Annotated in this window: 19 protein-coding genes; 6 read left to right on the top strand and 13 right to left on the bottom strand. The window is 70.9% G+C overall.

The genetic code is table 11. The features are described from left to right. Positions 1-55: 55 nt before the first annotated feature. A complete protein-coding gene (locus PE066_RS20130) occupies positions 56-250 on the bottom strand; it encodes a hypothetical protein (protein ID WP_271234297.1) in 195 nt (64 codons plus the stop codon). Between the two features lie 270 nt (positions 251-520). Then, positions 521-1,846, bottom strand: coding sequence for an isocitrate lyase (gene aceA / locus PE066_RS20125; RefSeq protein WP_271234296.1), 1,326 nt, complete (start codon positions 1,844-1,846; stop codon positions 521-523). Between the two features lie 441 nt (positions 1,847-2,287). Here aceA and PE066_RS20120 point away from each other — a divergent pair, with 441 nt between their 5' ends. After that, a complete protein-coding gene (locus PE066_RS20120; RefSeq protein ID WP_440480612.1) occupies positions 2,288-3,142 on the top strand; it encodes a DMT family transporter in 855 nt (284 codons plus the stop codon). A gap of 18 nt (positions 3,143-3,160) precedes the next feature. Here the strand turns inward: PE066_RS20120 and PE066_RS20115 are convergent, their stop codons facing one another. After that, on the bottom strand, positions 3,161-3,655 hold the full coding sequence (locus PE066_RS20115; protein ID WP_271234294.1) for an Lrp/AsnC family transcriptional regulator: 495 nt from the start codon (positions 3,653-3,655) through the stop codon (positions 3,161-3,163). Between the two features lie 91 nt (positions 3,656-3,746). Between PE066_RS20115 and yedA the strand changes: the two genes are divergently transcribed. Together yedA and PE066_RS20105 are read left to right on the top strand one after the other, a co-directional pair. Then, the gene (yedA, locus tag PE066_RS20110; protein WP_271234293.1) at positions 3,747-4,646 is read left to right on the top strand and encodes a drug/metabolite exporter YedA; all 900 of its coding nucleotides are present in this window, start codon (positions 3,747-3,749) and stop codon (positions 4,644-4,646) included. Positions 4,647-4,843: 197 nt separating this feature from the next. Further along, complete coding sequence (locus PE066_RS20105; protein ID WP_271234292.1) at positions 4,844-5,302, top strand: SWIB/MDM2 domain-containing protein; 459 nt, start codon at positions 4,844-4,846, stop codon at positions 5,300-5,302. Positions 5,303-5,392: 90 nt separating this feature from the next. On the opposite strand, the gene PE066_RS20100 is transcribed toward PE066_RS20105, so the two are convergent. Together PE066_RS20100 and PE066_RS20095 are read right to left on the bottom strand one after the other, a co-directional pair. Beyond that, positions 5,393-7,096 carry a thiamine pyrophosphate-binding protein gene (locus tag PE066_RS20100; RefSeq protein ID WP_271234291.1) on the bottom strand — a complete coding sequence of 568 codons (1,704 nt, stop codon included), beginning with the start codon at positions 7,094-7,096 and terminating at the stop codon, positions 5,393-5,395. A gap of 125 nt (positions 7,097-7,221) precedes the next feature. Next, positions 7,222-7,737, bottom strand: a complete 516-nt coding sequence (locus PE066_RS20095; RefSeq protein ID WP_271234290.1) for a bactofilin family protein — start codon at positions 7,735-7,737, stop codon at positions 7,222-7,224. A 196-nt stretch (positions 7,738-7,933) separates the two neighbouring features. Between PE066_RS20095 and PE066_RS20090 the strand changes: the two genes are divergently transcribed. Next, on the top strand, positions 7,934-8,626 hold the full coding sequence (locus PE066_RS20090) for a hypothetical protein (RefSeq protein ID WP_271234289.1): 693 nt from the start codon (positions 7,934-7,936) through the stop codon (positions 8,624-8,626). Positions 8,627-8,628: 2 nt separating this feature from the next. Here PE066_RS20090 and PE066_RS20085 read toward each other — a convergent pair whose 3' ends face one another. From PE066_RS20085 to PE066_RS20075, 3 genes are all read right to left on the bottom strand, one after another. Next, positions 8,629-9,264, bottom strand: coding sequence for a general secretion pathway protein GspB (locus tag PE066_RS20085; protein ID WP_271234288.1), 636 nt, complete (start codon positions 9,262-9,264; stop codon positions 8,629-8,631). 41 nt (positions 9,265-9,305) lie between these two features. Then, on the bottom strand, positions 9,306-10,943 hold the full coding sequence (locus PE066_RS20080) for an ExeA family protein (RefSeq protein WP_271234287.1): 1,638 nt from the start codon (positions 10,941-10,943) through the stop codon (positions 9,306-9,308). Positions 10,944-11,018: 75 nt separating this feature from the next. Beyond that, a complete protein-coding gene (locus tag PE066_RS20075; RefSeq protein ID WP_271234286.1) occupies positions 11,019-12,248 on the bottom strand; it encodes an MFS transporter in 1,230 nt (409 codons plus the stop codon). An 83-nt stretch (positions 12,249-12,331) separates the two neighbouring features. Here PE066_RS20075 and PE066_RS20070 point away from each other — a divergent pair, with 83 nt between their 5' ends. Both PE066_RS20070 and PE066_RS20065 read left to right on the top strand, forming a co-directional pair. Beyond that, positions 12,332-13,162, top strand: coding sequence for an AraC family transcriptional regulator (locus tag PE066_RS20070; RefSeq protein WP_271234285.1), 831 nt, complete (start codon positions 12,332-12,334; stop codon positions 13,160-13,162). Beyond that, entirely contained in the window at positions 13,159-13,626 is a 468-nt protein-coding gene (locus tag PE066_RS20065; protein ID WP_271234284.1) for an NUDIX domain-containing protein, read from the top strand. Before PE066_RS20070 ends, PE066_RS20065 begins: the two co-directional genes overlap by 4 nt. A 31-nt stretch (positions 13,627-13,657) precedes the next feature. On the opposite strand, the gene PE066_RS20060 is transcribed toward PE066_RS20065, so the two are convergent. The 5 genes from PE066_RS20060 to clpB all read right to left on the bottom strand — a co-directional run bounded on the left by PE066_RS20060 (position 13,658) and on the right by clpB (position 21,549). Then, the gene (locus PE066_RS20060; RefSeq protein WP_271234283.1) at positions 13,658-15,916 is read right to left on the bottom strand and encodes an ATP-binding protein; all 2,259 of its coding nucleotides are present in this window, start codon (positions 15,914-15,916) and stop codon (positions 13,658-13,660) included. Next, the gene (locus PE066_RS20055) at positions 15,913-16,440 is read right to left on the bottom strand and encodes a YfiR family protein (protein ID WP_271234282.1); all 528 of its coding nucleotides are present in this window, start codon (positions 16,438-16,440) and stop codon (positions 15,913-15,915) included. Before PE066_RS20055 ends, PE066_RS20060 begins: the two co-directional genes overlap by 4 nt. A gap of 41 nt (positions 16,441-16,481) precedes the next feature. Next, positions 16,482-18,395, bottom strand: coding sequence for a TonB-dependent receptor plug domain-containing protein (locus tag PE066_RS20050; RefSeq protein ID WP_271234281.1), 1,914 nt, complete (start codon positions 18,393-18,395; stop codon positions 16,482-16,484). A gap of 168 nt (positions 18,396-18,563) precedes the next feature. Continuing rightward, on the bottom strand, positions 18,564-18,836 hold the full coding sequence (locus tag PE066_RS20045; protein ID WP_271234280.1) for a hypothetical protein: 273 nt from the start codon (positions 18,834-18,836) through the stop codon (positions 18,564-18,566). A 94-nt stretch (positions 18,837-18,930) separates the two neighbouring features. Next, positions 18,931-21,549, bottom strand: coding sequence for an ATP-dependent chaperone ClpB (gene clpB, locus PE066_RS20040; protein ID WP_271234279.1), 2,619 nt, complete (start codon positions 21,547-21,549; stop codon positions 18,931-18,933). Between the last annotated feature and the right edge of the window lie 96 nt (positions 21,550-21,645).

Below are 21,645 nucleotides of genomic sequence, written 5' to 3'. Positions count from 1 at the left end.
TGTCATAACCGAAGCTGCCTTTCCCGTTTCTTGACTGGTGGAGGAAGCCCCGATTCTACCCTGCCGGGGTGATGCCCGAGCCGTTGCAGCGGGCGCAGGGGGCGATGACGACCTGCCTCTCCACTTCGAAGTGCTCGTTGATGTTCTCGCTCTCGACGTGAAGCACGCCCGCGCCGCCGCATTCGGGGCAGCGCTGCTGGTTCAGGAGGCGCGCGTCGAACACGCCCGTCTTCTCGTTGTCGTCGGTCATGCGCCCTCCGCCTGCCTGTGTTGGCGCCACTCTAGCGGCGAACGGCCGCAGCGCAAGAGGTACAGCCCGCAGGTCAGCCGCCCGCGGACGGGGCGGAGGCCTCGGCCGAAGACTGCCGCCCCGGACCTTGGCCGGCGATCGGCAGCACCAGGACGATCTCCGCGCCCCGGCCCGGGCCGCCGCTGGATCGAGTGGTACTCCGGCCGCGGCTGGGACGGCCACAGCCGGAAGGCCGGCGAGCCTCCGGGCCTTGCGGCCGCCGCGGGCGGATCAGGCCGCCTTCTTCTCGTCGAAGAACTGGGCGTCCTCGGTCGAACCCTTCAGGGCGGCGGTGGAGGCTTCCTTCTCGATGGTGGTGGTCACGGCATCGAAGTACCCGGTGCCGACCTCGCGCTGGTGCTTGACGGCGGTGAAGCCCTTGTCGGCAGCGGCGAATTCGGCCTGCTGCAACTCGACAAACGCGCTCATCTGGTTGCGCGCGTAGCCGTAGGCCAGGTTGAACATCGAGTAGTTGAGGCTGTGGAATCCGGCCAGCGTGATGAACTGGAACTTGTAGCCCATGGCGCCCAGCTCCTTCTGGAACTTGGCGATGGTGGCGTCGTCCAGGTTCTTCTTCCAGTTGAAGGACGGCGAGCAGTTGTAGGCCAGCAGCTTGCCCGGGAACTTCGCATGGATCGCGTCGGCGAAGGCCTTGGCGAAAGCCAGGTCCGGGGTGCCGGTTTCGCACCAGATCAGGTCGGCGTACTCCGCATAGGCCAGGCCGCGGCTGATGGCCTGCTCCAGGCCGTTGCGGGTGCGATAGAAGCCCTCCACCGTGCGCTCTCCGGTGAAGAAGGGCTGGTCGTTGGCATCCACGTCGCTGGTCACCAGGTCGGCCGCTTCGGCGTCGGTGCGGGCCAGCAGCACGGTGGGCGTGCCCATCACGTCGGCGGCCAGCCGCGCCGCCACCAGCTTGGAGACGGCTTCCCGGGTGGGCACCAGCACCTTGCCGCCCATGTGGCCGCACTTCTTGGCGGCGGCCAGCTGGTCCTCGAAGTGCACACCGGCGGCGCCTGCCTCGATCATCGACTTCATCAGCTCGAAGGCATTGAGCACGCCGCCGAAGCCGGCTTCGGCATCGGCCACGATCGGGGCGAAGTAGTCGACGTAGCCCTCGTCACCGGGGCCCTTGCCCTCGCTCCACTGGATCTGGTCGGCGCGCTGGAAGGTGTTGTTGATGCGGCGCACGACCTTGGGCACCGAATCCACCGAGTACAGCGACTGGTCGGGGTACATCTCGCCGTTGCTGTTGGCGTCCCCCGCCACCTGCCAGCCCGACAGGTAGATCGCCTTCAGGCCGGCCTTGACCTGCTGCATCGCCTGGTTGCCGGTGAGCGCGCCCAGCGAGTTGACGAAGGGCTCGGTGTTGATCAGGTTCCACAGCTTCTCGGAGCCGCGCTTGGCCAGCGTGTGCTCGATCTGCAGCGAGCCGCGCAGGCGCACCACGTCGGCCGCGCTGTAGCCGCGCTTGATGCCCTTCCAGCGGGGGTTCTCCGCCCAATCCTTTTCGAGTTGCGCGATCTGCTGCTCGCGGCTGAGGTGGGTCCAGTTGCTCATGGTCTTTCTCCGTGGTGGTTGCAAGTGCGGTGGCGAGTGCTTCGCCCTGGCAAGCACTTTAGGTCTTGTAGAAGACCTTGGGCATCTCTTCTGTCTTATAGAAGACAATAATTTTTTCGTTCAAATTCAATAACTTGATTGCGACATTCCGCATGGTGGCAATCCACTTCCCATATTGGGAAAATTTGCCGCGACGCAACAAAGGAGATTTCCGCATTAAGAAATGGCTTTGCGCGAGGAACGGGCTCACGGGGTGGCGCACGTTCTCGGCTGGCCAGGCAAGTCCCCCGCACCCACGCTTTCGCCCGATGGCGAGGACCTTGCGGGCCGTCAAATGCCGTGGCGGGCGGCTGGCACCGGCTCAGGCAAGATGCGCGCTTTTCGCCCACCGTGCCGACCCGCCCTTCCCGGTTTCTGGCCTTTGCCTGCCTCGCCCTCAGCATGTCGCTGGTGGGCAGCTACGTGGCGCTGTCCAAGCCGCTGGTCGCGGCCATCCCGGTGTTCCTGCTGGCCTGGCTGCGCTTCGCCATCGCCGCCCTGGCCATGCCGCACTGGCTGCGGCGGCCGGCCAACGAGCCGGCACTCACGCCGCAGGTGCGCCGGCTCCTGTTCCTCGAGTCGCTGCTGGGCAACTTCCTGTTCTCGATCCTGATGCTGTACGGGGTCAGCATGACCAGCGCGGTGTCGGCCGGGGTGATCATGGCGGCCATCCCGGCTGTCGTCGCCATCCTGAGCTGGGCCTTCCTGCGCGAGCGCGTGCCCCTGCGCGTGTGGAGCGCGGTGGCTTGCGCCGCAGCCGGCATCGGCCTGCTGGCGCTCGCACGCAACGGCGCCGGCGGCGGCGCGAGCTCCGGGCTGGGCAACCTGCTGGTGTTCGGTGCCGTGCTGTGCGAAGCCTCGTACGCGGTGATCGGCAAGAAGCTCACCGGCACGGTCGGGCCGCGCCGCATCACCTCGATCGTGAACCTGTGGGGCCTGGCCCTGATGACGCCGCTCGGCCTGTACCAGGCCTGGCAATTCGACTTCGGCGCGCCCGGGCCGGGCACCTGGGGGCTGCTGCTGTTCTATTCGCTGGCGGCCAGCATCTGGAGCGTGTGGCTGTGGATGACGGGGCTGCGTTCGCTGCCTGCTTCGCAGGGCGGCGTGTTCACCGTGATGCTGCCGGTGTCGGCGGCGGCGGTCGGCGTGCTGGCCCTGGGCGAGCCCTTCGGCACGTTGCAGGCCACGGCCTTCGCGCTGGCGCTGGCCGGGGTGCTGCTGGCCACGCTGCCTTTCGGGCCGGGCGCCGGCCGCTGAACGGGCCGCCGCGCCGGCTCATCGCCCCGTCACCTTCCGGATCGCCGGCTTGATGTCCTCGCGCCGGGCCGGCCGCACCGGCGCGTTCTCGCGCGGCATGTTCAGCACGATGGAGGTCGAGGTTTCGCCCAGAAGGCAGAAGCGCGTGACGACGGCGTCCAGGTGCTCGACGTCGATGACCGCGATCTCCAGGATCCAGCTGTCCTCGCCGGTGACGTTGAAGGCATTGATCACCTCCGGCGTCTGCTCGATCAGCTTCACCACCCGCGCGTACTCCACCCGCCCGATCCGCACCAGCGCCCGGATGCCGTAGCCCAGTCGCTGCAGATCGACCACGGCGCGATAGCCCTTGATCACGCCCTGCAGCTCCAGCTTGCGCACCCGCTCGGTCACTGCCGGCTGGCTCAGGTGCACGCGCCGGCCCAGCTCGGCCATGCTGATGCGGGCGTCGCCCTGCAGTTCCGCCAGGATGCGGGCGTCGTAGGCATCGATTCCGGAAAATTCGGCGGGCATGGCTTTGAACCTTCAATTCGAAGGCTGCAATGGATGACGAGCTTCGATTGTGCATGTGCAGGCCGGCACGCGCCCCCTACGATCGACGTCCATGAACACCGCCGCGCTGCCCCTGGCGCGCCCGCGCAGCCTGCTGCTGCCGGCGCTGCTGGCCTGCTACCTGGTGTGGGGCTCCACTTACCTGGCGATCCGGCTGGCGCTGGCGAGCTTCCCGCCCTTCTTCCAGATGGGGACCCGTTTCCTGTGCGCTGGCGCCCTGCTGGCCGGCTGGGTCGCGCTGCGCGGCGGCGCCTGGCCGACCGCACGCCAGTGGGCCCATGCCGGCGTGGTGGGCACGCTGATGCTGGGCCTGGGCATGGGTCTGACGGCCAGCGCGGAGCAGCACGTGGGCTCGGGCCTGGTCGCCGCCTTCATCGCGGTCGTGCCGCTGCTGGTGGGCCTGTGGGGGCTGCTGTTCGGCCAGCGGCCCGGCCGGCTCGAAATCGCGGGGATGGCCGTGGGCCTGGCGGGCGTGCTGCTGCTGATGCGCGGCGCCAGCTTCGGCGCCTCGCCCCAGGCGCTGGCCAGCATCGGCGCCGCCACGCTGGCCTGGTCGCTCGGTTCGGTGCTGTCGACCACGCGCCTGCCGCCGGCGCCGGGCGCCGCGGGTTTCGCCAGCCAGATGCTGTGCGGCGGGGTGGTCCTCATGGCCGCGTCGATGGCATTGGGCGAGCGGCCGCAATGGCCGCCGCAGCCGCTGGCCGTCGCGGCCTGGGTCTACCTGGTGGTTGCCGGCTCGCTCGTGGCCTTCAGCGCCTACCTGTACCTGCTCGCGCATGCCTCGCCGGCGCTGGCCACCAGCTATGCCTTCGTCAACCCGGTCATCGCACTGCTGCTGGGCGTCACGGTCGGAGCCGAAGCCGTCAGTGCCTCCGAATGGGGTGCCTGCGCCGTGGTGCTGGCCGGCGTCGTGCTGATCGTGCGCGGCCGGCGCAACCGCGAGCACGCCTGAGCGGAGCCGCCCCGGCGGATCGAGGCCACGCACGGTGGTGACGCGCCTCGGGCGCCACTGAAAAAAAGCGACAGCCCCCAGCGAAAAATGCCGATTTCCCCTTGGAAACGCGTTTTTTCTCAATTAGCATCCGCTTTGCCAGTGGTGGCCAGCCGTAGCCGCTGGCGATCGATCCACTTCTAGAAGGAAATCAAATCATGGCAACTGCGAAGAAAGCGGCGGCGAAGAAGGCCCCCGCCAAGAAGGCCCCGGCGAAGAAGGCTGCGGTCAAGAAGGCGCCGGCGAAGAAGGCAGCTCCGGCCAAGAAGGCGGCACCGGCCAAGAAGGCCGTCGCCAAGAAGGCGGCTCCGGCCAAGAAGGCGGCGCCGGCGAAGAAGGCCGTCGCCAAGAAGGCGCCCGCCAAGAAGCGCACGCCCAACGCGGCCTTCATGAAGCCGCTGACCCCCAGCCCCCAGCTGGCGGCCGTGGTCGGCACCAGCCCGATGCCCCGCACCGAGGTGGTCAGCAAGCTGTGGGCCTACATCAAGAAGAACAAGCTGCAGGACTCCGTCAACAAGCGCATGGTCAACGCCGACGCCAAGCTGCGCGAGATCTTCGGCAAGGCCCAGGTCTCGATGTTCGAGATGGCCGGCCTGATCGGCAAGCACGTCAAGTAAGACGAGCCGCGTTCGCTGACATCAAGGGCCGCTTCATGCGGCCCTTTTTCATGGCGCCGCTTGGCGCGGTCGCCGTTCCGCAGCGGCCGCTCAGCGGCGCTGCAGCGCCGCTTCCCGAATCGCGCTGAGCGTGCCGCGCGTGGTGATCACCTCCGGATCGAGCATGACCTCGATCAGCGTGCCTTGCGGCCGCTCCAGCGCCGCCACGAACTCGGGCTCGAACTGCGCCGTTCTCGTGATCCGCACGCCGGCGTAGCCGTAAGCGCGTGCCAGCGCCGCGAAGTCGGGGTTGTCCAGCTGGGTGCCGTGCACGTGCCGCGGGTACTCGCGCTCCTGGTGCATGCGGATCGTCCCGTACATGCCGTTGTTCAGCAGCACGACGATGCTCTTGCCGCCGAACTGCATGGCCGTGGCCAGCTCCTGCCCCGTCATCAGGAAGTCGCCGTCCCCGGCGATCGTGAAGGCGGTGCGGCCAGTGACCAGGCTGGCGGCGATCGCGGCCGGCACGCCGTAGCCCATGGCGCCCGAGGTCGGGGCCAGCTGCGTCTTGAAGCCCTTGGCCAGGCCGTGGTGGCGATAGAAGCGGTGCACCCAGCTGGCGAAGTTGCCGGCCCCGTTGGTGAGCACCGCATCGGCCGGCAAGTGCGCCTGCAGCACCGCCACGAGGGCCGGCATGTCGATGTCCCCCGGCAGCGGCTGCGGCAGCAGGTTGGCCTCGTAATCGGCGTGGGCGGCGGCCGTCCAGTCGCGCCAGGCCGCTTGCGCCGGCGGCGGCAGGGCCTGCAAGGCCCGCGCGGCCGCTTCCATGCCGGCATTGATCGCCACGTCCGCCTGGTAGACCCGGTTCAGCTCCTCGGCGCCGGCGTGGATGTGCACCAGCTTCTGGGCCGGCCGCGGCGGCTGCAGCAGCGTGTAGCCGCCGGTGGTCATCTCGCCCAGGCGCGGCCCGATGGCCAGCACCAGGTCGCTCTCGCGAATCCGGGCGGCCAGCTTCGGGTTGATGCCGATGCCGACATCGCCGGCGTACAGCGGGTGGTGGTTGTCGAAGCAGTCCTGGAAGCGGAAGGCGTTGCCGACCGGCAGCTGCCACTGCTCGGCAAAGCGCTGCAGCGCCTGCGCCGCGGCCGGCGTCCAGCCGCTGCCGCCGGCGATGACGAACGGCCGCCGGGCAGCGAGCAGCAGCGGGCGCACCCGCTCCAGCGCCAGCGGATCGCAGCCCGCCTGCACCGGCTCCACCCGGGGCAACGGCTGTGCCGAGGTCTGCCGCACGAGCATGTCCTCCGGCAGCACGAGCACCACCGGACCCGGGCGGCCGTTCATGGCCGTGGCGAAGGCCCGCGCGACGGCTTCGGGAATGCGATCGGGCTCGTCGATGCGCTCCACCCGCTTGGCCATGCCCTTGGTGCTCGGCCCGAAGAAGCTCGCGTAATCCACTTCCTGGAAGGCCTCGCGATCGCGCTGGTCGGAGGCCACGTCGCCGACGAACAGCACCATCGGCGTGGAGTCCTGGAAGGCGGTGTGCACGCCGATCGAGGCGTTGGTGGCGCCCGGGCCGCGGGTCACGAAGCACACGCCGGGGCGGCCGGTCAGCTTGCCGGCCGCTTCGGCCATGAAGGCGGCGCCGCCTTCCTGCCGGTTGACGATGAAGCGGATGCGCTCGCGCAGCGCATGGAAGCCGTCGAGCACGGCCAGGTAGCTCTCGCCCGGCACGCCGAAAGCGTGGGTCACGCCCTGTGCCACGAGGCACTCGACGATGAGGTGGCCGGCGAGGCGGCTGGCAGGTTCGGTCGTCATGCTGCGCACGATCTTAGCGGCGGCGGCGACGGCCTCGCCCGGCGCGGCACAGGCACCAGGCAACAAAAAAAAGCGCGGCCTCGGCCGCGCTTTGTCAGGAAATGGAGATGGAGACTAATTCGAACTCAGGCCACTTGCAGCTTGGGCGGACGCACGGCCGCGCTGGCGCCACTGGCGCCGCTGGTGCCGAACTCGATCTCGCCGGAGAGCTGGCCGCCCTCCTCGATCACCACCTTGCCGTAGCGGATGCGGCCGGTCACCTTGCCGGTGGAATAGATCACCAGCTTCTGGCGCACGGTCAGGTTGCCGTCGAAAGCGCCACGGATTTCGGCCACGTCGATCTCGGCCGAGCCCGTGAAGGAGCCGCGCTCGGAAATCTGGATCATGCGCGAATCCATCGTCGCCTCGACCGAGCCCTCGACCACCAGTGTGTCGCAGTCGGTGATCTCGACGCCCTTGAGCTTGATGTTCGGGCCGACCGTCAGCTTGGCTTCGCCGACGGCGGCGGAGGCCGCGCTGTTGGCGGCGGGGACAGCGGGAGCGGGCGCGGTGACGGTGGCGGCCAGCGCGGCAGCGTTGGGCGTGCCAAGGCGCACTTCGTTGTCGCGCTTGTTGTTGAAGAAGGGGGACTGCAGTGCCATCGCGATGAACTCCTCGGTGGATTGGATGAGCCATGAATGCTAGGGATGGGCTTGCTTACACGCATCGTTGTGTACGCAAGTTCGGTAACTGTTTACATGCCACGCGTCTGCAGCGCGTCCACCACACATTTCGTAACGCGATTGCGCCGAGCGCCGCAGCTGAGCAGGATGCTCGGCAGCAAGGAGACACCCCGACATGACTCGATTCGCGCGCACGCTGGCCGCCACCTGGATGGCGTTGTCGGTGTTGGGGGCGCAGGCCCAACCCGCCGTGCCGTCCGGCTTCGACACCGAGGCCGGCAACCTGCTGGCCGTGCTGCGGCCGTCGGACGGTGGCAGCCAGCCGCAGGAGACGCTGCAGCCCTACGGCAAGCTGGTCGCCGAGCTGCCCGATGGCCGCGAGGTGGAGCTCGAGATGAGCTGGTTCCGCTACGTGGGCGACATGCACATCCGGCTGGTGTTCGACAGCCGCACCGAGTTGCAGAGCGCGTCGCCGGACGACCTGCAGCGCCTGCGGCTGGCGCCCGAGCAGGCCGTGCAGCTGGCGGTGCAGAACATGCGGCGCACCTACGGCGAGCCGGACGTGCAACCCTGGCAAGGCGGACTGATGCAGGTGCTGGGTCGCGCCGACGACCTGAACAGCAGCTACTTCCTCGACCGCCCGTTCTGGCGCGCGCTCGAGGCGCGCCACCCGCGCGGCGTGGTCGCGGCGGTTCCGGTGCGTGGCGGCCTGCTCTACGCGCCGGTCGACGACGACGAAGCCGTGGCCACCCTGCGCTTCAGCGCCACCGCGCTCTATGCCGCGTCGGCGCGCCGCCGCGTGTCATCGGCGCTGTACCTGTTCAAGGACGGCCACTGGTCGGTGTTCCAGCCGCCGCTGGAGCGCTGACTTCAGTACGGCACCGAGTAGCGCTGGCCGCGGAACTCCAGCACCGCCCGCTGCGGCTTCACTTCCTGCAGCCGCACGCCGGGCGCGAGTTCGCTGCCCTCGCTGAACACCTGGCCGTTGACGATCAGCATGCGCTGGGCCGGGTTCTGCGACCAGACGCCGCCGCTGATCGCCAGCGCCGGCGCCCCGGCCGGAACAGTCGAGGAAATCCCCGGTTCTGCCTTCGCGAGTGATGCCTCGGCGCCGCCCGACGAAGAGGCGGCGGCGAGCGGCCGCTGGGCCGCAGGGACCTTCGCCGCTGCCGCTGCCGCTGCCGGTGCCGGTGCGGGCAGCGGCGGTGGCGCCGGCGGCAGGATCTGCGCGGCGGGTGCCGGCTGCGGGGTCGGCGACGGCGCGGCAACCGCCACGGCCGGCGCAGCCGGCGGCGCGGAATCGGTTACCGGGCCGCCCTGCAGCGATTGCCAGGCGGCAACCCCGCCGATTCCCAGCACGGCGGCTGCGCCTGCCAGCAGCCAGGCGCCCCGAGCGATCGGTCTTGCCGGCTCGGGCGTGGCATGGGGCTGCGCCTGCAGCCCCGGCAGGCGGTTGCGCTCGCGTTGGACGTCGGCCTTGCGCAGGGCGTCGAGGATGTAGGACATATCAGTTTCGCGCCGCAGGCGCTTCGGGGTGGTCTTTCACTTCAGGGCACCGCGCGCAGCCGCGGCTCGTCCACGCCGGCACTGCGATTGAGTTGCATGAAGGTCAAGGGTCCCAGCACGCCGTCGGCGGGCAGGCCGTGGGCCAGCTGGAAGCTGCGGATCCGCTCGTGCAGGCCACCGGCGCGCGCCTCGTTGCCGCCCGCCTTGGCGAGTTGCGCGCCCACCCATGCGGCCACGCCGGCGCTGCTGCGCTCGGGCGAGCGCGCATCGAAGCCGGGCGGCGCCCGCCACAGGGTGGCCCATTCGCCGTTCCAGCGCGCGGCCAGGGCGGCCAGCGTGACGGTCTGCTCGGTTCCCGCGGCGGACAGGACGGCCGCCTTGTCGCCCAGCGCCGTGAGCACCGCATAGGAAGGCTTGCCGCTGTGGCGGTCCAGCACCACGATGCCGGGCCGGTCGAGCTGGCGGATCAGCGCCAGCGGCAGCACGCGAGTGAAGCAGTGCAGCGAATCGCGCGCCAGCTCGGCGCAGGGCTCGCCCTCACCGACCTGCGCTTGCCAACCCCGGGCCAGCTCGCGCCAGGCCTGCTTCTCGTCGCCGAACAGGGTCGGCGGGACTGCGGCGGCCGGCGCCGAGACCGGTACCACGGCGGTCGCCGCCTCGGGGGCGGCCACGGTACCGGTGCCGGCCCGGCTCGGTGCAGCGGCGTCCTCCTCGCTGGCCGCTGCCGGGGCCGCAACGGCGGCTGTCGTCGGCTCGAGCCAGAGCCGGGCTGCCAGCAGCAAGCCCGCGCCGGCCACGAAGCCGATGGCCAGCAACGCGGCCGATTGCCGCCAGCGTGTCGCCGCCGGGCGCGCCGTTTCGCCCCCGAACACCTCGCGCGCCGCCTGGTCGACGATGGCCGGCGTTACGGCCGGCTCGCTGCGGCCGAACGCACCCAGCAGCGCACGGTCGCACAGCAGGTTGATGCGGCGCGGCACACCGCCGCTGCGCCGGTGGATGCGCTCGAGCGCACGCCGCTCGAACGGCAATGCGCGCGACAGGCCCGCCACCTCCAGCCGGTGGCGCACGTAGTGTTCGGTCTCGTCGCGGCGCAGTGCGTCGAGGTGGTAGCGCGCGATCACGCGCTGGGCCAGCTGTTCCAGTTGCGGCTGCGCCAGCAGGTCGCGCAGTTCGGGCTGGCCGATCAGGATGATCTGCAGCAGCTTGCGCTCGCGCGTCTCCAGGTTGGTCAGCAGGCGCAGTTGCTCCAGCACGTCGGCCGACAGGTTCTGCGCCTCGTCGATGATCAGCACGCTGTTGCGGCCCTGCGCGTGCGACTGCAGCAGGAAGGCATTGAGCGGATCCAGGTAGTCCTTGACGGTCGGCGCGCGCCCCTCGGGGCGGGGCACTTCGATGCGGAACTCGTCGCAGACCGATTGCAGCAGCTCGGTGACCGTCAGCTTCGGATTGAAGATGTAGGCGACGTTGCAGTCGGCCGGAATCTGCTCCAGGAAGCAGCGGCACACGGTGGTCTTGCCGGTGCCGATCTCGCCCGTCAGCAGCACGAAGCCGCCGCCGCCCCCCAGCCCGTACAGCAGGTGGGCCAGCGCCTCGCGGTGGCGCTCGCTCATGAACAGGTAGCGCGGGTCCGGCGCGATCGAGAACGGCTCCTGCGACAGCCCGAAATACGGCGCGTACATAGGTCGACAAGGATAACCGTCGAGGCAGCCCGCGTGGGCCGCCCACTCGCCAAGCCGCGAGCGCGACCGCGGCGCTCAGGCCGGCGCCAGCGCGGTTCGGCGCACCCGGCGCACGTTGAAGGCGCTCGCGATCAGCAGCAGCTGCATGCCGGCCAGCCCCAGCCAGACCCCGCCGTAGCGGTGCTGGTCCATCAGGCTGCCGAACACCAGCGGCGCCGCTGCCTGCCCGATGTCCAGCCCCGAATAGACGACGCCGAACACGCGCCCGCTCGCATTGGGCGGCGTCGAGCGCTTGACGATGAGGTCGCGCGAAGGGCCGGCGATGCCGCTGGCGAAGCCCATGACACCGAACAGGGCCGGCACCGCCAGCGCCGGCACCGGGGCCACGCCGACCGCCAGCGCCACCAGCGCCGCCATGCCGAAGCCGGCGGCCACGATGCGCTCGCAGCGCATTGGATCGGATGCCAGGAAGCCGCCCAGCACCATGCCGCCGGCGCTGCACACCATGAAGATGGTCAGGCACGCCGCCGCCAGCCCGACCGGCACGCCATGCAGCAGCCGCGCGGCTTCCGGCGCGAAGGCCTGCACCACGCTCAGCACGACGGCGTACACGAAGAAGAAGGCGAAGCACATCCACACCGCCGGCACCCGCAGGAAATCGAACGTGCCGCCGGCGGGGGCCGCGGTGGAAACCGGCGCCGCCGGCGCCGCGGGCAGTTCCAGCTTGCGCCGGTGCAGCCACAGGAACAGCAGCACGCCCCAGGCCAGCAGGCCGGCCGCTGCCAGGGCGACCCGCCAGGAGAAGGCGATGGCCAGCGGCACCACCAGCGCCGGCGCCAGCGCCCAGCCCAGGCTGCCCGTGATCCCGTGGAAGCTGTAGGCATGGCCCAGGCGCGGCGCGCTGACCTTGCGGTTGAGCAGGGTGTAGTCGACCGGATGGAACACCCCGTTGCCCAGGCCGGCCACCACCGCGAACGCGGCCATCATCCAGTAGCTGGTGCTGGCGGCGAAGCCGAACGCCGCCAGGCCCACCAGCGCCAGCCCGCCGAACAGCACCGGCCGCGGCCCGTGCCGATCGACCAGGAAGCCCGAGGCCGCCTGCACGCCGCAGGAGACGACGAAGAACACCGTCATCAGGAAGCCGAGCTGCACGTAGTTGACGTCGAGCGCGTCCTTCAGCCAGGGAAACAGCGGCGGCAGCAGCAACTGGCTGAAGTGGCTGATCAGGTGGGCCAGGCCGACCAGCCCGATGACGCCGGCATCGTGGCGCAAGGGCGGCAGCGGCATCGCAGCGGCAGTACTCATGGCCAGCGATGCTAGCCGCGGCCGCTGGTTTCCGGAATGCGACGGGATGCCAGCTTCTTGCGGATTTCAGCCAGAATGGTGCCGTGCCGCGCCGATCCGCCCTGCCCCAGCCGCTGGCCGACGACGTCGCGTTCCGGCCGACTCCCGGCCAGCCGGTGCGCTTGCGGGCGCGCTCACTGCCCGCCGACTCCCACTTCGAGCCGCACCGCCATGCCTGGGCCCAGCTGGCCTACTGCGCCAGCGGGGTGCTGCAGGTCACGGCCGAGCGCGGCGGCGGCGCACCGGACGAGGTCGCCTACATCGTGCCGCCTTCGCGCGCCGTCTGGATCGCGCCGGGCGCGCGTCACTCGGTGCACGTGCTGCAGGAAGCGCAGTTCCGCACGCTCTACCTGCACGCGGACGTGACCCCGGCGGGCTGGGCCGGCTGCCGCGTGCTGCGCGTTTCGCCGCTGCTGCGCGAGCTGGTCGAGGCGCTCGACCAGGCGCCGCTGGCGCGGCCGCGCGAGCAGCTGCTCAGCGCGCTGGTGCTGGAGGAACTGCGTCATGCCGACCCGCAGGCCCTGGGTGTGCCGCTGCCGCCGCCGGGCGGCGACAAGCGCCTGCGCACCCTGTGCGAGGCGGTGCTGCGTTCGCCCGGCGAGCGGGCCAGCCTGGCCGGCTGGGCGGCCGGCGTGGGCGCCAGTGAGCGGACCCTGGCCCGCCTGTTCCAGGCCGAACTGGGCAGCGGCTACCAGCAGTGGCGCCAGCAGGTGGTGCTGGCGCACGCCCTGCCGCTGCTGGCACGCGGCGTCGCGGTGAACCAGGTCGCGGCCGCGACCGGCTACGCCAGCGAGAGCGCGTTCAGCGCCATGTTCAAGGCCGCCATGGGCCAGCCGCCGCGCCACTTCCAGGCCCGCGGCGCGGTCGCGGCATGACCCGCAGCGCCGGCCTGCTGATGTTCCGCCGCACCGGCGACGGCCTGCAGGTGCTGCTGGCCCACCCCGGCGGGCCGTTCTGGGCCCGCAAGGACGACGGCGCCTGGACCCTGCCCAAGGGCGAGGTCGACGACGGCGAGGACGCCTTCGCCACGGCGCTGCGCGAGTTCGAGGAGGAAACCGGCTGCGCGCCGGCCGGCCCCTTCGTCGACCTCGGCGAAGTGCGGCAGAAGAGCGGCAAGCGGGTGCAGGCCTGGGCATTCGAAGGCGACTTCGATCCGGCCACCTTGCGCTGCAACCTGTTCGAGCTGGAGTGGCCGCCGCGCTCGGGCCGGCGCCAGCAGTTCCCGGAGGTCGACCGCGCCGGCTGGTTCGCAATGCCCGACGCCCGCCGCAAGCTGCTGCCGGCGCAGCATCCCTTCCTCGACCGGCTGGCACAGCACCGGCCCGGCGACGGCCGGTAGCAACGGCCGGAGCCGCGCCGGCGACCCGGGTTCAGCCGCAGTCGCTGCCGTCGCCGCCGGCGGCCAGTGCCTGCAGCAAGGGCTCCAGGTCGGCCATGTCCACCGGCTTGGTCAGGTGGTGGTCGAAGCCGGCCTCCTGCGAGCGCCGGCGATCCTGGTCGGTCCCCCAGCCGGTGATCGCCACCAGCAGCGTCCGGGCAAAGCGCGGCTCGCTGCGCAGTTGCGCGGCCACTTCGTAGCCGTTCAGGCCGGGCAGGCCGATGTCCAGCAGCACCGCATCGGGGCCGAAGGCGCGGGCCGCGGCGAGCACGCCGGTGCCCTCGTGCAGCATGCGCGTCTCGCAGCCGGCCATGCCCAGCACCAGCGACAGGGTCTCGGCGGCATCGACGTTGTCATCAACCAGCAGCACCTTCAGCCCGCTGGTGCGCGCGTCTGCCTGGATCGCCGGCGCGGCGGGCAGGGGCTGGGCCGTGGCCGGCAGGCAGGGCAGCCGCACGGTGAAGCGGCTGCCGCGGGCCGGGCCGGCGCTGCTGGCGACGACGCTGCCGCCGTGCAAGGCCACCAGGCTGCGCACCAGGTACAGCCCGATGCCCAGGCCGCCCTGCGCGCGGTCCATGCTGCCGCGCACCTGGGCGAACAGGCAGAAGATGCTCTCCAGCATGTCGGCCGGGATGCCTTCGCCAGTGTCCTCGACCTCGATCAGCGCACTGTCGCCTTCGCGCCGCACGCGCAAGTCGATCCGCCCGCCCGGCGGCGTGTACTTGGCCGCGTTGTTCAGCAGGTTGCCCAGCGCCTGCGCCAGCCGGGTCGGATCGCCCATCAGCTCGATGTCGGCCCCGGGGTAGTCCACGTGCAACTCGTGGCGACCGGCCTGGACGGCAGGCCGGCCGATCTCGACGGCGCCGTCGATCACCGGACGCAGCCGCAGCCGCGAGATGTCCAGCCGGATCTTGCCGCGGTTGATGCGCGAGATGTCCAGCAGGTCGTCGATCAGCCGGATCATGTGGCTGAGCTGGCGCTCCATGGTGGCGCGCGCCCGCTCGGACAGCGGCCCGTTCGCCTTGTCCTTCTTCAGGATCTCCAGCCCGGTGCGGATCGGCGCCAGCGGGTTGCGCAGCTCGTGCGCGAGCGTGGCGATGAATTCGTCCTTGGCCCGATTGGCCTCGTGCAGGACCTGCTCGGCCTGCTTGCGCTCGGTCACCTCGATCACCGAGCCGGCCATGCGGTAGGGTTGCCCGGCGGCATCCCACAGCGCCGCCCCCGCCACCAAGAACCAGCGCCAGCGGCCGTCGCGGTCGCGCAGCCGGCACTCGACCTGGAACGGCTGGCGCTCGCGCAGGTGGCCGCGCAGCGCAGCCTGCATGACCGGCAGGTCGTCCGGGTGCAGCACCTTGCCGGCCGAATCGGGCCGGTCGGGGAAGTCCTCGTCGGAGTAGCCCAGCAGGGCCTTGAAGCGGGGCGAGTAGAACATGGTGCCGGCGGCGATGTCCCAGTCCCACAGGCCTGCACTGGAGCCGCGCACCGCGAGCTGGTAGCGCGCCTCGCTCGCGCGCAGCGCGCGGTTGGCGTCTTCCTGCGCCCGGGCCCGCCGGCCCAGCTCGTCGAGCATGGCGTTGAAGGCGTCGATCAGGTCGCCGACCTCGTCGTCGCTGGTGCGGATGGCCCGCAGGTTGCCGGTCTCGCCGCGCAGGATCTTGCGGGCCACTTCGCTCACGCCCAGGACCGGCGCCGTCAGGGTCCGCTGCAGCCGGTGCGACAGCAGCAGGGCGGCAGCCAGGCTGCAGCCCATCACCAGGGCCAGCACGCCCAGGTATTCCAGCGTCTGCCGCCAGCGGTCGTGCCGCAGCTGCAGCCAGATCGTGCCCACCCGGTCCTCGCTGGAGAACACCGGGCGCCAGACCACGGCCCAGTCGCCGTTCACCCGGACGCTGTCCGCGGCGCCGCCGACCGGCTCAGGCCGTGGCGGGATGGTTTCGCCGCCGTCGCGCCGGTAGCTGGCGAACAGCCGCCCGCGGTCGTCGTACAGCGCCGCTGCCGTGACGCCACGCTTGACCCGCAGCACCGCCAGGTTCTCCGCCGCCACCGCCGGATCGGCGAACGACAGCGCCGGGGCACTGACCAGCGCGATCACGTCGGCGTGCGTCATCAGGTCCTCGCGCATGTCCTCCAGCTCGCTTTGCAGGTCCACCACCAGCAGCGCCAGCCCGGCCAGCACCAGCGCGATCAGGGTGGTGGCCGCCAGCGCCAGGTTGAGCTTGCTGCGGACCGAGCGGGCGCGGACCGGTTTCATCGGCTGCGGCCTTCCACGTTCTGCGCCACCGCCAGCAGGCGTGCGCTCAGCCTCAGCCCGCGCGTCTCGGCGGCCGGCAGCGAGGCCGCGAAGCGGACGCGCCCGCGCTCCGTGACGAGGTTGAGCACCCCGCCCGGAACCAGGCCCTGCGGCTGCTCGGTCACGACCAGCACCGGCCCGGCCATCGCCGCCGCCTGCTCGCGCACCTGCTGGTCGGGGCCGGCGCCGATCAGCAGCACGTGCAGCGGGCCGGCCGCCTCGCCCGGGCGCAACCGTCGCACCACCACCGCGCGGCCATCGACGTTGCGTCCGGCGGCGATCTGCTCCAGGTCGGCGGCGATCGCCTCGTTGCCCAGCACCCCGACCACCAGCGGTTCGTCGGCGCGCCGGAAGGTGCCAGCCGGCCATTCGACGAAGCCGGCGAACTTGTAGAGGAAGGCGGCCTTGACGGCGCTTTCGCGCGCGCTGCCCGGCCCCTGCGACCAGGCCGATACCGCCGGCAACAGGAGCAGCAGCTTCAGCATGCCCCGCCTCCAGCCTTGGGGCAGGCAGTGCCGGGCCGCCCTCATCGGCTGCGGGCCTCCAGCTGCCAGGTGAGCTGCAGCAGGAGACGGCGGCCGATCTCGCTGCCGCCGGCGAACTCCACGTGCCGCCGGCCCAGCAGGTTGGTGCCCAGCAGTTCGAGGCGCAGGTCGGGGCGCACCTGCCAGCCCAGCCGGGCATCGACCGCGGTGTAGCCGGGCACCCGCGGGTCGGTGAGTTCGCCGACCCGGCGCACCGCCAGGTCGAAGGCGCCGTTGGCTCCGACGTCCAGGCTCGAGCGCAGCGACACCTGCGACCGCGGATCGTTGCCGAGGCCGGGAAAGGAGCGGGTCGCGGGACTCAGCCCACCGGCAAACCGCAGGTCCTTGTGCAGCGCCAGGTAGCCGGCCGACAGCCGCCAGCCTTCGAGCGGCTGCCACTGGCCCCAGGCTTCGAGCCCGTCCACCGGCCCTTCGACCAGGTTTTCCACGGTCGCCGGCGGCGCTTGCCCGGGACGGCCGGAGCGCAGGCCATGAAAGAAGTGGCGGAACACGGTGGCCGACCAGCTCAGGGTCGGCGACAGCTGGGCCCGATGGCCGGCCTCCAGCACGGTGGCCGTTTCCGAACGGAAGTCCGGCCCACCGGCGATCACCGCGATGCCCGGCGGCAGGGTCAGGAAGAAGTCGCGGTCGATCCGCGCCGGCGCCCGCACCGCGCGCGACAGCGCCGCCCAGGTGGTGGCCTGCGGCGAGTGCAGCCAGGCCAGGCGCACGCTGGGTAGCAGCTCGGCGCCGGTGTAGCTGTTGTGCTCGACCTTGGCGCCGGCGGTGGCTTGCAGCTGGTCGCCCAGCATCCATTGGTACTGGGCGAAGGCATGGGTCCAGCTCAGCGTGCGTTCGGCCGGCAGGAACGCCAGCATCGGGGTCGGCTGCGTGGAATCGCGGGCGCGCCGGTGCCCGGCGCCCCACAGCAACTGGCCCGGGCCGGCCCCGCGCGGCTCGTGGGTGAAACGGAGATCGACGGTGCGGCTGTGGTTGCGGAACAGGTTGCCGTCGTCGCGCTCGGAACCGTCGTAGTAGGCCTGCAAGGTGTAGCTCGAGCCGTCCGCGAAGCGGCTGCTCCAGCGCCCCAGCAGGTGCTGCCCGCGCAGCTCGGGCGCCAGGTTGTTGGACGGCAGCTCGCCGCCGCGGTAGGCCTCCCCCTGCAGCGTGAGGGCCGAGGGTCCGTCGGCCCAGTCCGCCCGGAATCCGCCCTGCAGGCGGTTGCTGGCGTCGTCGCGCGGCGCGCCGCCGGGCAGCCAGGTGTTGTCGCGGTCCACCGCCAGCCCGTGGATGCGCAGGTGGGCGTCAGGCCCGATGCGGCCGCCCCAGCGCACCACCTCGCGGCCGCCATGGCCCGACCGCGCGGCCAGGGCCAGCACGCCCTGCGTCTCGGCGGCGTTGCGGGTCACCACGTTGATGACGCCGTTGACCGCATTGGCGCCCCACAGCGTGCCACCGGGGCCGCTGATCACCTCGATCCGGTCGACGTCTTCCAGCACCAGGTCGTTGGCGTCCCAGAACACCCCGGCGAACAGGGGCGAGTAGACGGTGCGACCGTCCACCAGCACCAGCAGCTTGTTGGCGATCGAGTCCTGGAAGCCGCGCGCGCTGATCGCCCACTGGCCGGCGCTGGTCTGCGCCACCTGCAGGTTGGGCGCCAGGCGCAGGACTTCGGGCAGGCTGGTGGCGGCCGAGCGGCGGATGTCCTGCGCCGTGATGACGTAGATCGAAGCCGCCGCCTGCATCAGCCCCTGCGGGCGTCCGGACACCGAGGTCACCTCGATGTGGCTCAGCTGCTCCAGCGTCAGGTCGGCCAGCGGGTGGGCGGAAGCGAACTGGACGGCGGAGGCACCCTGGGCGGTGGCAGCCCAGGCAAGCAGGACGAACGCGAGCGGCGCGGCTGGGATCGGCTTCATGGATGGGGCATGAAGCCGCGCATCTTAGGGGGCGGAGCCCGTCCGCAGGCCCCAAGCCCAGCAGTTGTCGGCCTTGTCCTACGTGCGCCGTGCCGGACCTTGCGGTCACGGCGCCCAGCGAACCTGGCGCCCGGCACCTCCCCAAGGGGCGAGCCGTCGCCGCAGCGCCTACTTGGGATCGACGTCGGTGACGTCGGCGCGCACCCGCACGCGCTGGGGCGCGAAGGGGTGCCCCGGCCGACGCGCGGCTGCCCGGAAACCGCCCATGCGCCATGCACCGCCCAGCACACCGGAGACCGGACGCCCGGTCAGGCGGGCCCAGCCGGCCCGCAGCAGCAGCACGGCCGCGGCGATCACGGCCGCGAGCGCGACGCTGGCGGCAAAGACGAGACCGGCCGCGAGGGCCAGCAGGCGGGCGAGGAAGGCAATCAGGGCAGACATGGGCGAATCGATGGGTTGATGCAGTGTGACCCCGGGCGCCGACCGGGGCAAGCCGGCGCGGATTTGACCCTCTCGCCCATCGGACTCGCCCGGTTCAAGTTGCGGCCTCGGCCGGTTCCTGCACCGACCCGAAGTGGAACACCCCGGGTTGCAGCACCGGATCCACCTCGACCGGGATCACGCTCTTGGGCGGGAAGCGCCCCTCCAGGATAAGCCTGGACAGCGGGTTCTCGATGCGCTGCTGGATCGCCCGCTTGAGCGGCCGCGCGCCGAACACCGGATCGAAGCCGACCTTGGCCAGTTCCTCCAGCGCCGCCGGCGAGACCTGCAGCGTGAGGTCCATCTTCGCCAGGCGCTGCTCCAGCACCTCGAGCTGGATCTTCGCGATCTGCGCGATGTGCTCGGCGCCGAGCCCGTGGAACACCACCGTCTCGTCGATGCGGTTGAGGAATTCGGGGCGGAAGTGGTTCTTCAGCTCGTCCCAGACCGCTTCCTTGATGTCCTCGTAGGGCTTGCCGACCATCGCCTGGATCATGTGCGAGCCGATGTTGCTGGTCATCACGATCACGGTGTTCTTGAAATCGACCGTGCGGCCCTGGCCATCCGTCAGGCGGCCATCGTCCAGCACCTGCAGCAGCACGTTGAACACGTCGTGGTGCGCCTTCTCGACCTCGTCGAGCAGGATCACGCTGTACGGCTTGCGCCGCACCGCCTCGGTCAGGTAGCCGCCCTCCTCGTAGCCCACGTAGCCGGGCGGCGCGCCGATCAGGCGGGCCACCGAGTGCTTCTCCATGAACTCGCTCATGTCGACGCGGATCAGGTGCTCCTCGGTGTCGAACAGGAAGGCGGCCAGCGCCTTGCACAGCTCGGTCTTGCCGACGCCGGTGGGCCCCAGGAACAGGAACGAGCCGGTCGGCCGATCCGGGTCGGCCAGCCCCGAGCGCGAGCGGCGGATGGCGTTGGACACCGCGCTGATCGCCTCGTCCTGGCCGACCACGCGCTGGTGCAGGCGCTCTTCCATGTGCAGCAGCTTCTCGCGCTCGCCCTGCATCAGCTTGGACACCGGAATGCCGGTGGCGCGCGCCACCACCTCGGCGATCTCCTCGGCACCGACCTGGGTGCGCAGCAGCTGCGGCTTGCCGCTCTTGCCCTTGGCCGACTCGGCGGCCTGCGCTTCCTTGAGCTGCTTCTCCAGCGCCGGCAGCTTGCCGTACTGCAGCTCGGCGACCTTGTTGAAGTCGCCCTTGCGGGTGTGCTCCTCGATCTCGCGGCGCAGCTTGTCGATCTCCTCCTTGACCTGGGCGCTGCCGTGGGCCGTCGCCTTCTCGGACTTCCAGATCTCCTCGAGGTCGGCGATCTCCTTGCCCAGCTTGCCGATCTCGTCCTCGATCAGGCCCAGGCGCTTCTGGGAGGCTTCGTCCTTTTCCTTGCGCACCGCCTCGCGCTCGATCTGCAGCTGGATCAGCCGGCGGTCCAGCCGGTCGATCGCCTCCGGCTTGGAGTCGATCTCGATCTTGATCTTGGCGGCCGCCTCGTCGATCAGGTCGATCGCCTTGTCGGGCAGGAAGCGGTCGGTGATGTAGCGGTGCGAGAGCTCGGCCGCGGCGACGATGGCCGGGTCGGTGATCTCGACGCCGTGGTGCACCTCGTACTTCTCCTGCAGGCCGCGCAGGATGGCGATGGTGGCCTCCACACTGGGCTCGCCGACCAGGATCTTCTGGAAGCGGCGCTCCAGCGCGGCGTCCTTCTCGATGTACTTGCGGTATTCGTCCAGCGTGGTCGCGCCCACGCAGTGCAGCTCGCCGCGCGCCAGGGCCGGCTTGAGCATGTTGCCGGCGTCGATCGCGCCCTCGGCCTTGCCGGCGCCCACCATGGTGTGCAGCTCGTCGATGAAGACGATGGTGTTGCCCTCGTCCTTGGCCAGCTCGGTCAGCACGTTCTTCAGGCGTTCCTCGAACTCGCCGCGGTACTTGGCGCCGGCCAGCAGCGCTGCCATGTCGAGCGACAGCACGCGCTTGCCCTTGAGCGTCTCGGGCACCTCGCCGGCGACGATGCGCTGGGCCAGGCCCTCGACGATGGCCGTCTTGCCGACGCCGGGCTCGCCGATCAGCACGGGGTTGTTCTTGGTGCGCCGCTGCAGCACCTGGATGGCACGGCGGATTTCCTCGTCGCGGCCGATCACCGGGTCGAGCTTGCCCTGGCGGGCGCGCTCGGTCAGGTCGAGCGTGTACTTCTTGAGCGCCTCGCGCTGGCCCTCGGCCTCGGCGCTGTCCACGTTCTGGCCACCGCGCACCGCCTCCACCGCCGCCTCGAAGGACTTGCGGGTCAGCCCGTTCTCGCGGGCGATGCGGCCGATGTCGGACTTGCTGTCCGTCACGGCCAGCAGGAACAGCTCGCTGGCGATGAACTGGTCGCCTCGCTTGAGTCCCTCCTTCTCGGCCGCCTGCAGCAGGCCGACCAGCTCGCGGCCGACCTGGACCTGCTCCTGCCCCTGGACTTGCGGCCGCCGGTGCATCGCCCCTTCGGCGGCGGCCAGCAGGCCGGGCACATTGGCGCCGGCGCGCTGCAGCAGCGCGCGCGGCCCGTCCTCCTGCCGCAGCATGGCCACGAGCAGGTGCTCGGCTTCGATGTAGGCGTGGTCGTTGGCCAGCGCCAGCGTCTGGGCCTCGGCCAGGGCTTCCTGGAACTTGGTGGTGAGTTTGTCGAGTCGCATGGGTGGGGAATCTCCGAACTGCGTACCAGCTTGCGCCTTTCCCCGCGGATTTCAAGGGTCTCTTGGCGGCCGGCGTGCATGGATGGGCTGACTAGA

It is taken from the genome of Ramlibacter tataouinensis (assembly GCF_027941915.1).
GTDB classification, from domain to species: domain Bacteria; phylum Pseudomonadota; class Gammaproteobacteria; order Burkholderiales; family Burkholderiaceae_C; genus Ramlibacter; species Ramlibacter tataouinensis_C.
Note: the sequence above shows the minus strand (reverse complement) of the source record. Positions and strands in the feature narration are given on the sequence as shown.

Coding starts and splice junctions, on each gene's coding strand:
- PE066_RS20130 (WP_271234297.1), bottom strand. CDS start 250: ATGACCGACGACAACGAGAAGACGGGCGTGTTCGACGCGCGCCTCCTG.
- aceA (WP_271234296.1), bottom strand. CDS start 1,846: ATGAGCAACTGGACCCACCTCAGCCGCGAGCAGCAGATCGCGCAACTC.
- PE066_RS20120 (WP_440480612.1), top strand. CDS start 2,288: ATGTCGCTGGTGGGCAGCTACGTGGCGCTGTCCAAGCCGCTGGTCGCG.
- PE066_RS20115 (WP_271234294.1), bottom strand. CDS start 3,655: ATGCCCGCCGAATTTTCCGGAATCGATGCCTACGACGCCCGCATCCTG.
- yedA (WP_271234293.1), top strand. CDS start 3,747: ATGAACACCGCCGCGCTGCCCCTGGCGCGCCCGCGCAGCCTGCTGCTG.
- PE066_RS20105 (WP_271234292.1), top strand. CDS start 4,844: ATGGCAACTGCGAAGAAAGCGGCGGCGAAGAAGGCCCCCGCCAAGAAG.
- PE066_RS20100 (WP_271234291.1), bottom strand. CDS start 7,096: ATGACGACCGAACCTGCCAGCCGCCTCGCCGGCCACCTCATCGTCGAG.
- PE066_RS20095 (WP_271234290.1), bottom strand. CDS start 7,737: ATGGCACTGCAGTCCCCCTTCTTCAACAACAAGCGCGACAACGAAGTG.
- PE066_RS20090 (WP_271234289.1), top strand. CDS start 7,934: ATGACTCGATTCGCGCGCACGCTGGCCGCCACCTGGATGGCGTTGTCG.
- PE066_RS20085 (WP_271234288.1), bottom strand. CDS start 9,264: ATGTCCTACATCCTCGACGCCCTGCGCAAGGCCGACGTCCAACGCGAG.
- PE066_RS20080 (WP_271234287.1), bottom strand. CDS start 10,943: ATGTACGCGCCGTATTTCGGGCTGTCGCAGGAGCCGTTCTCGATCGCG.
- PE066_RS20075 (WP_271234286.1), bottom strand. CDS start 12,248: ATGAGTACTGCCGCTGCGATGCCGCTGCCGCCCTTGCGCCACGATGCC.
- PE066_RS20065 (WP_271234284.1), top strand. CDS start 13,159: ATGACCCGCAGCGCCGGCCTGCTGATGTTCCGCCGCACCGGCGACGGC.
- PE066_RS20060 (WP_271234283.1), bottom strand. CDS start 15,916: ATGAAACCGGTCCGCGCCCGCTCGGTCCGCAGCAAGCTCAACCTGGCG.
- PE066_RS20055 (WP_271234282.1), bottom strand. CDS start 16,440: ATGCTGAAGCTGCTGCTCCTGTTGCCGGCGGTATCGGCCTGGTCGCAG.
- PE066_RS20050 (WP_271234281.1), bottom strand. CDS start 18,395: ATGAAGCCGATCCCAGCCGCGCCGCTCGCGTTCGTCCTGCTTGCCTGG.
- PE066_RS20045 (WP_271234280.1), bottom strand. CDS start 18,836: ATGTCTGCCCTGATTGCCTTCCTCGCCCGCCTGCTGGCCCTCGCGGCC.
- clpB (WP_271234279.1), bottom strand. CDS start 21,549: ATGCGACTCGACAAACTCACCACCAAGTTCCAGGAAGCCCTGGCCGAG.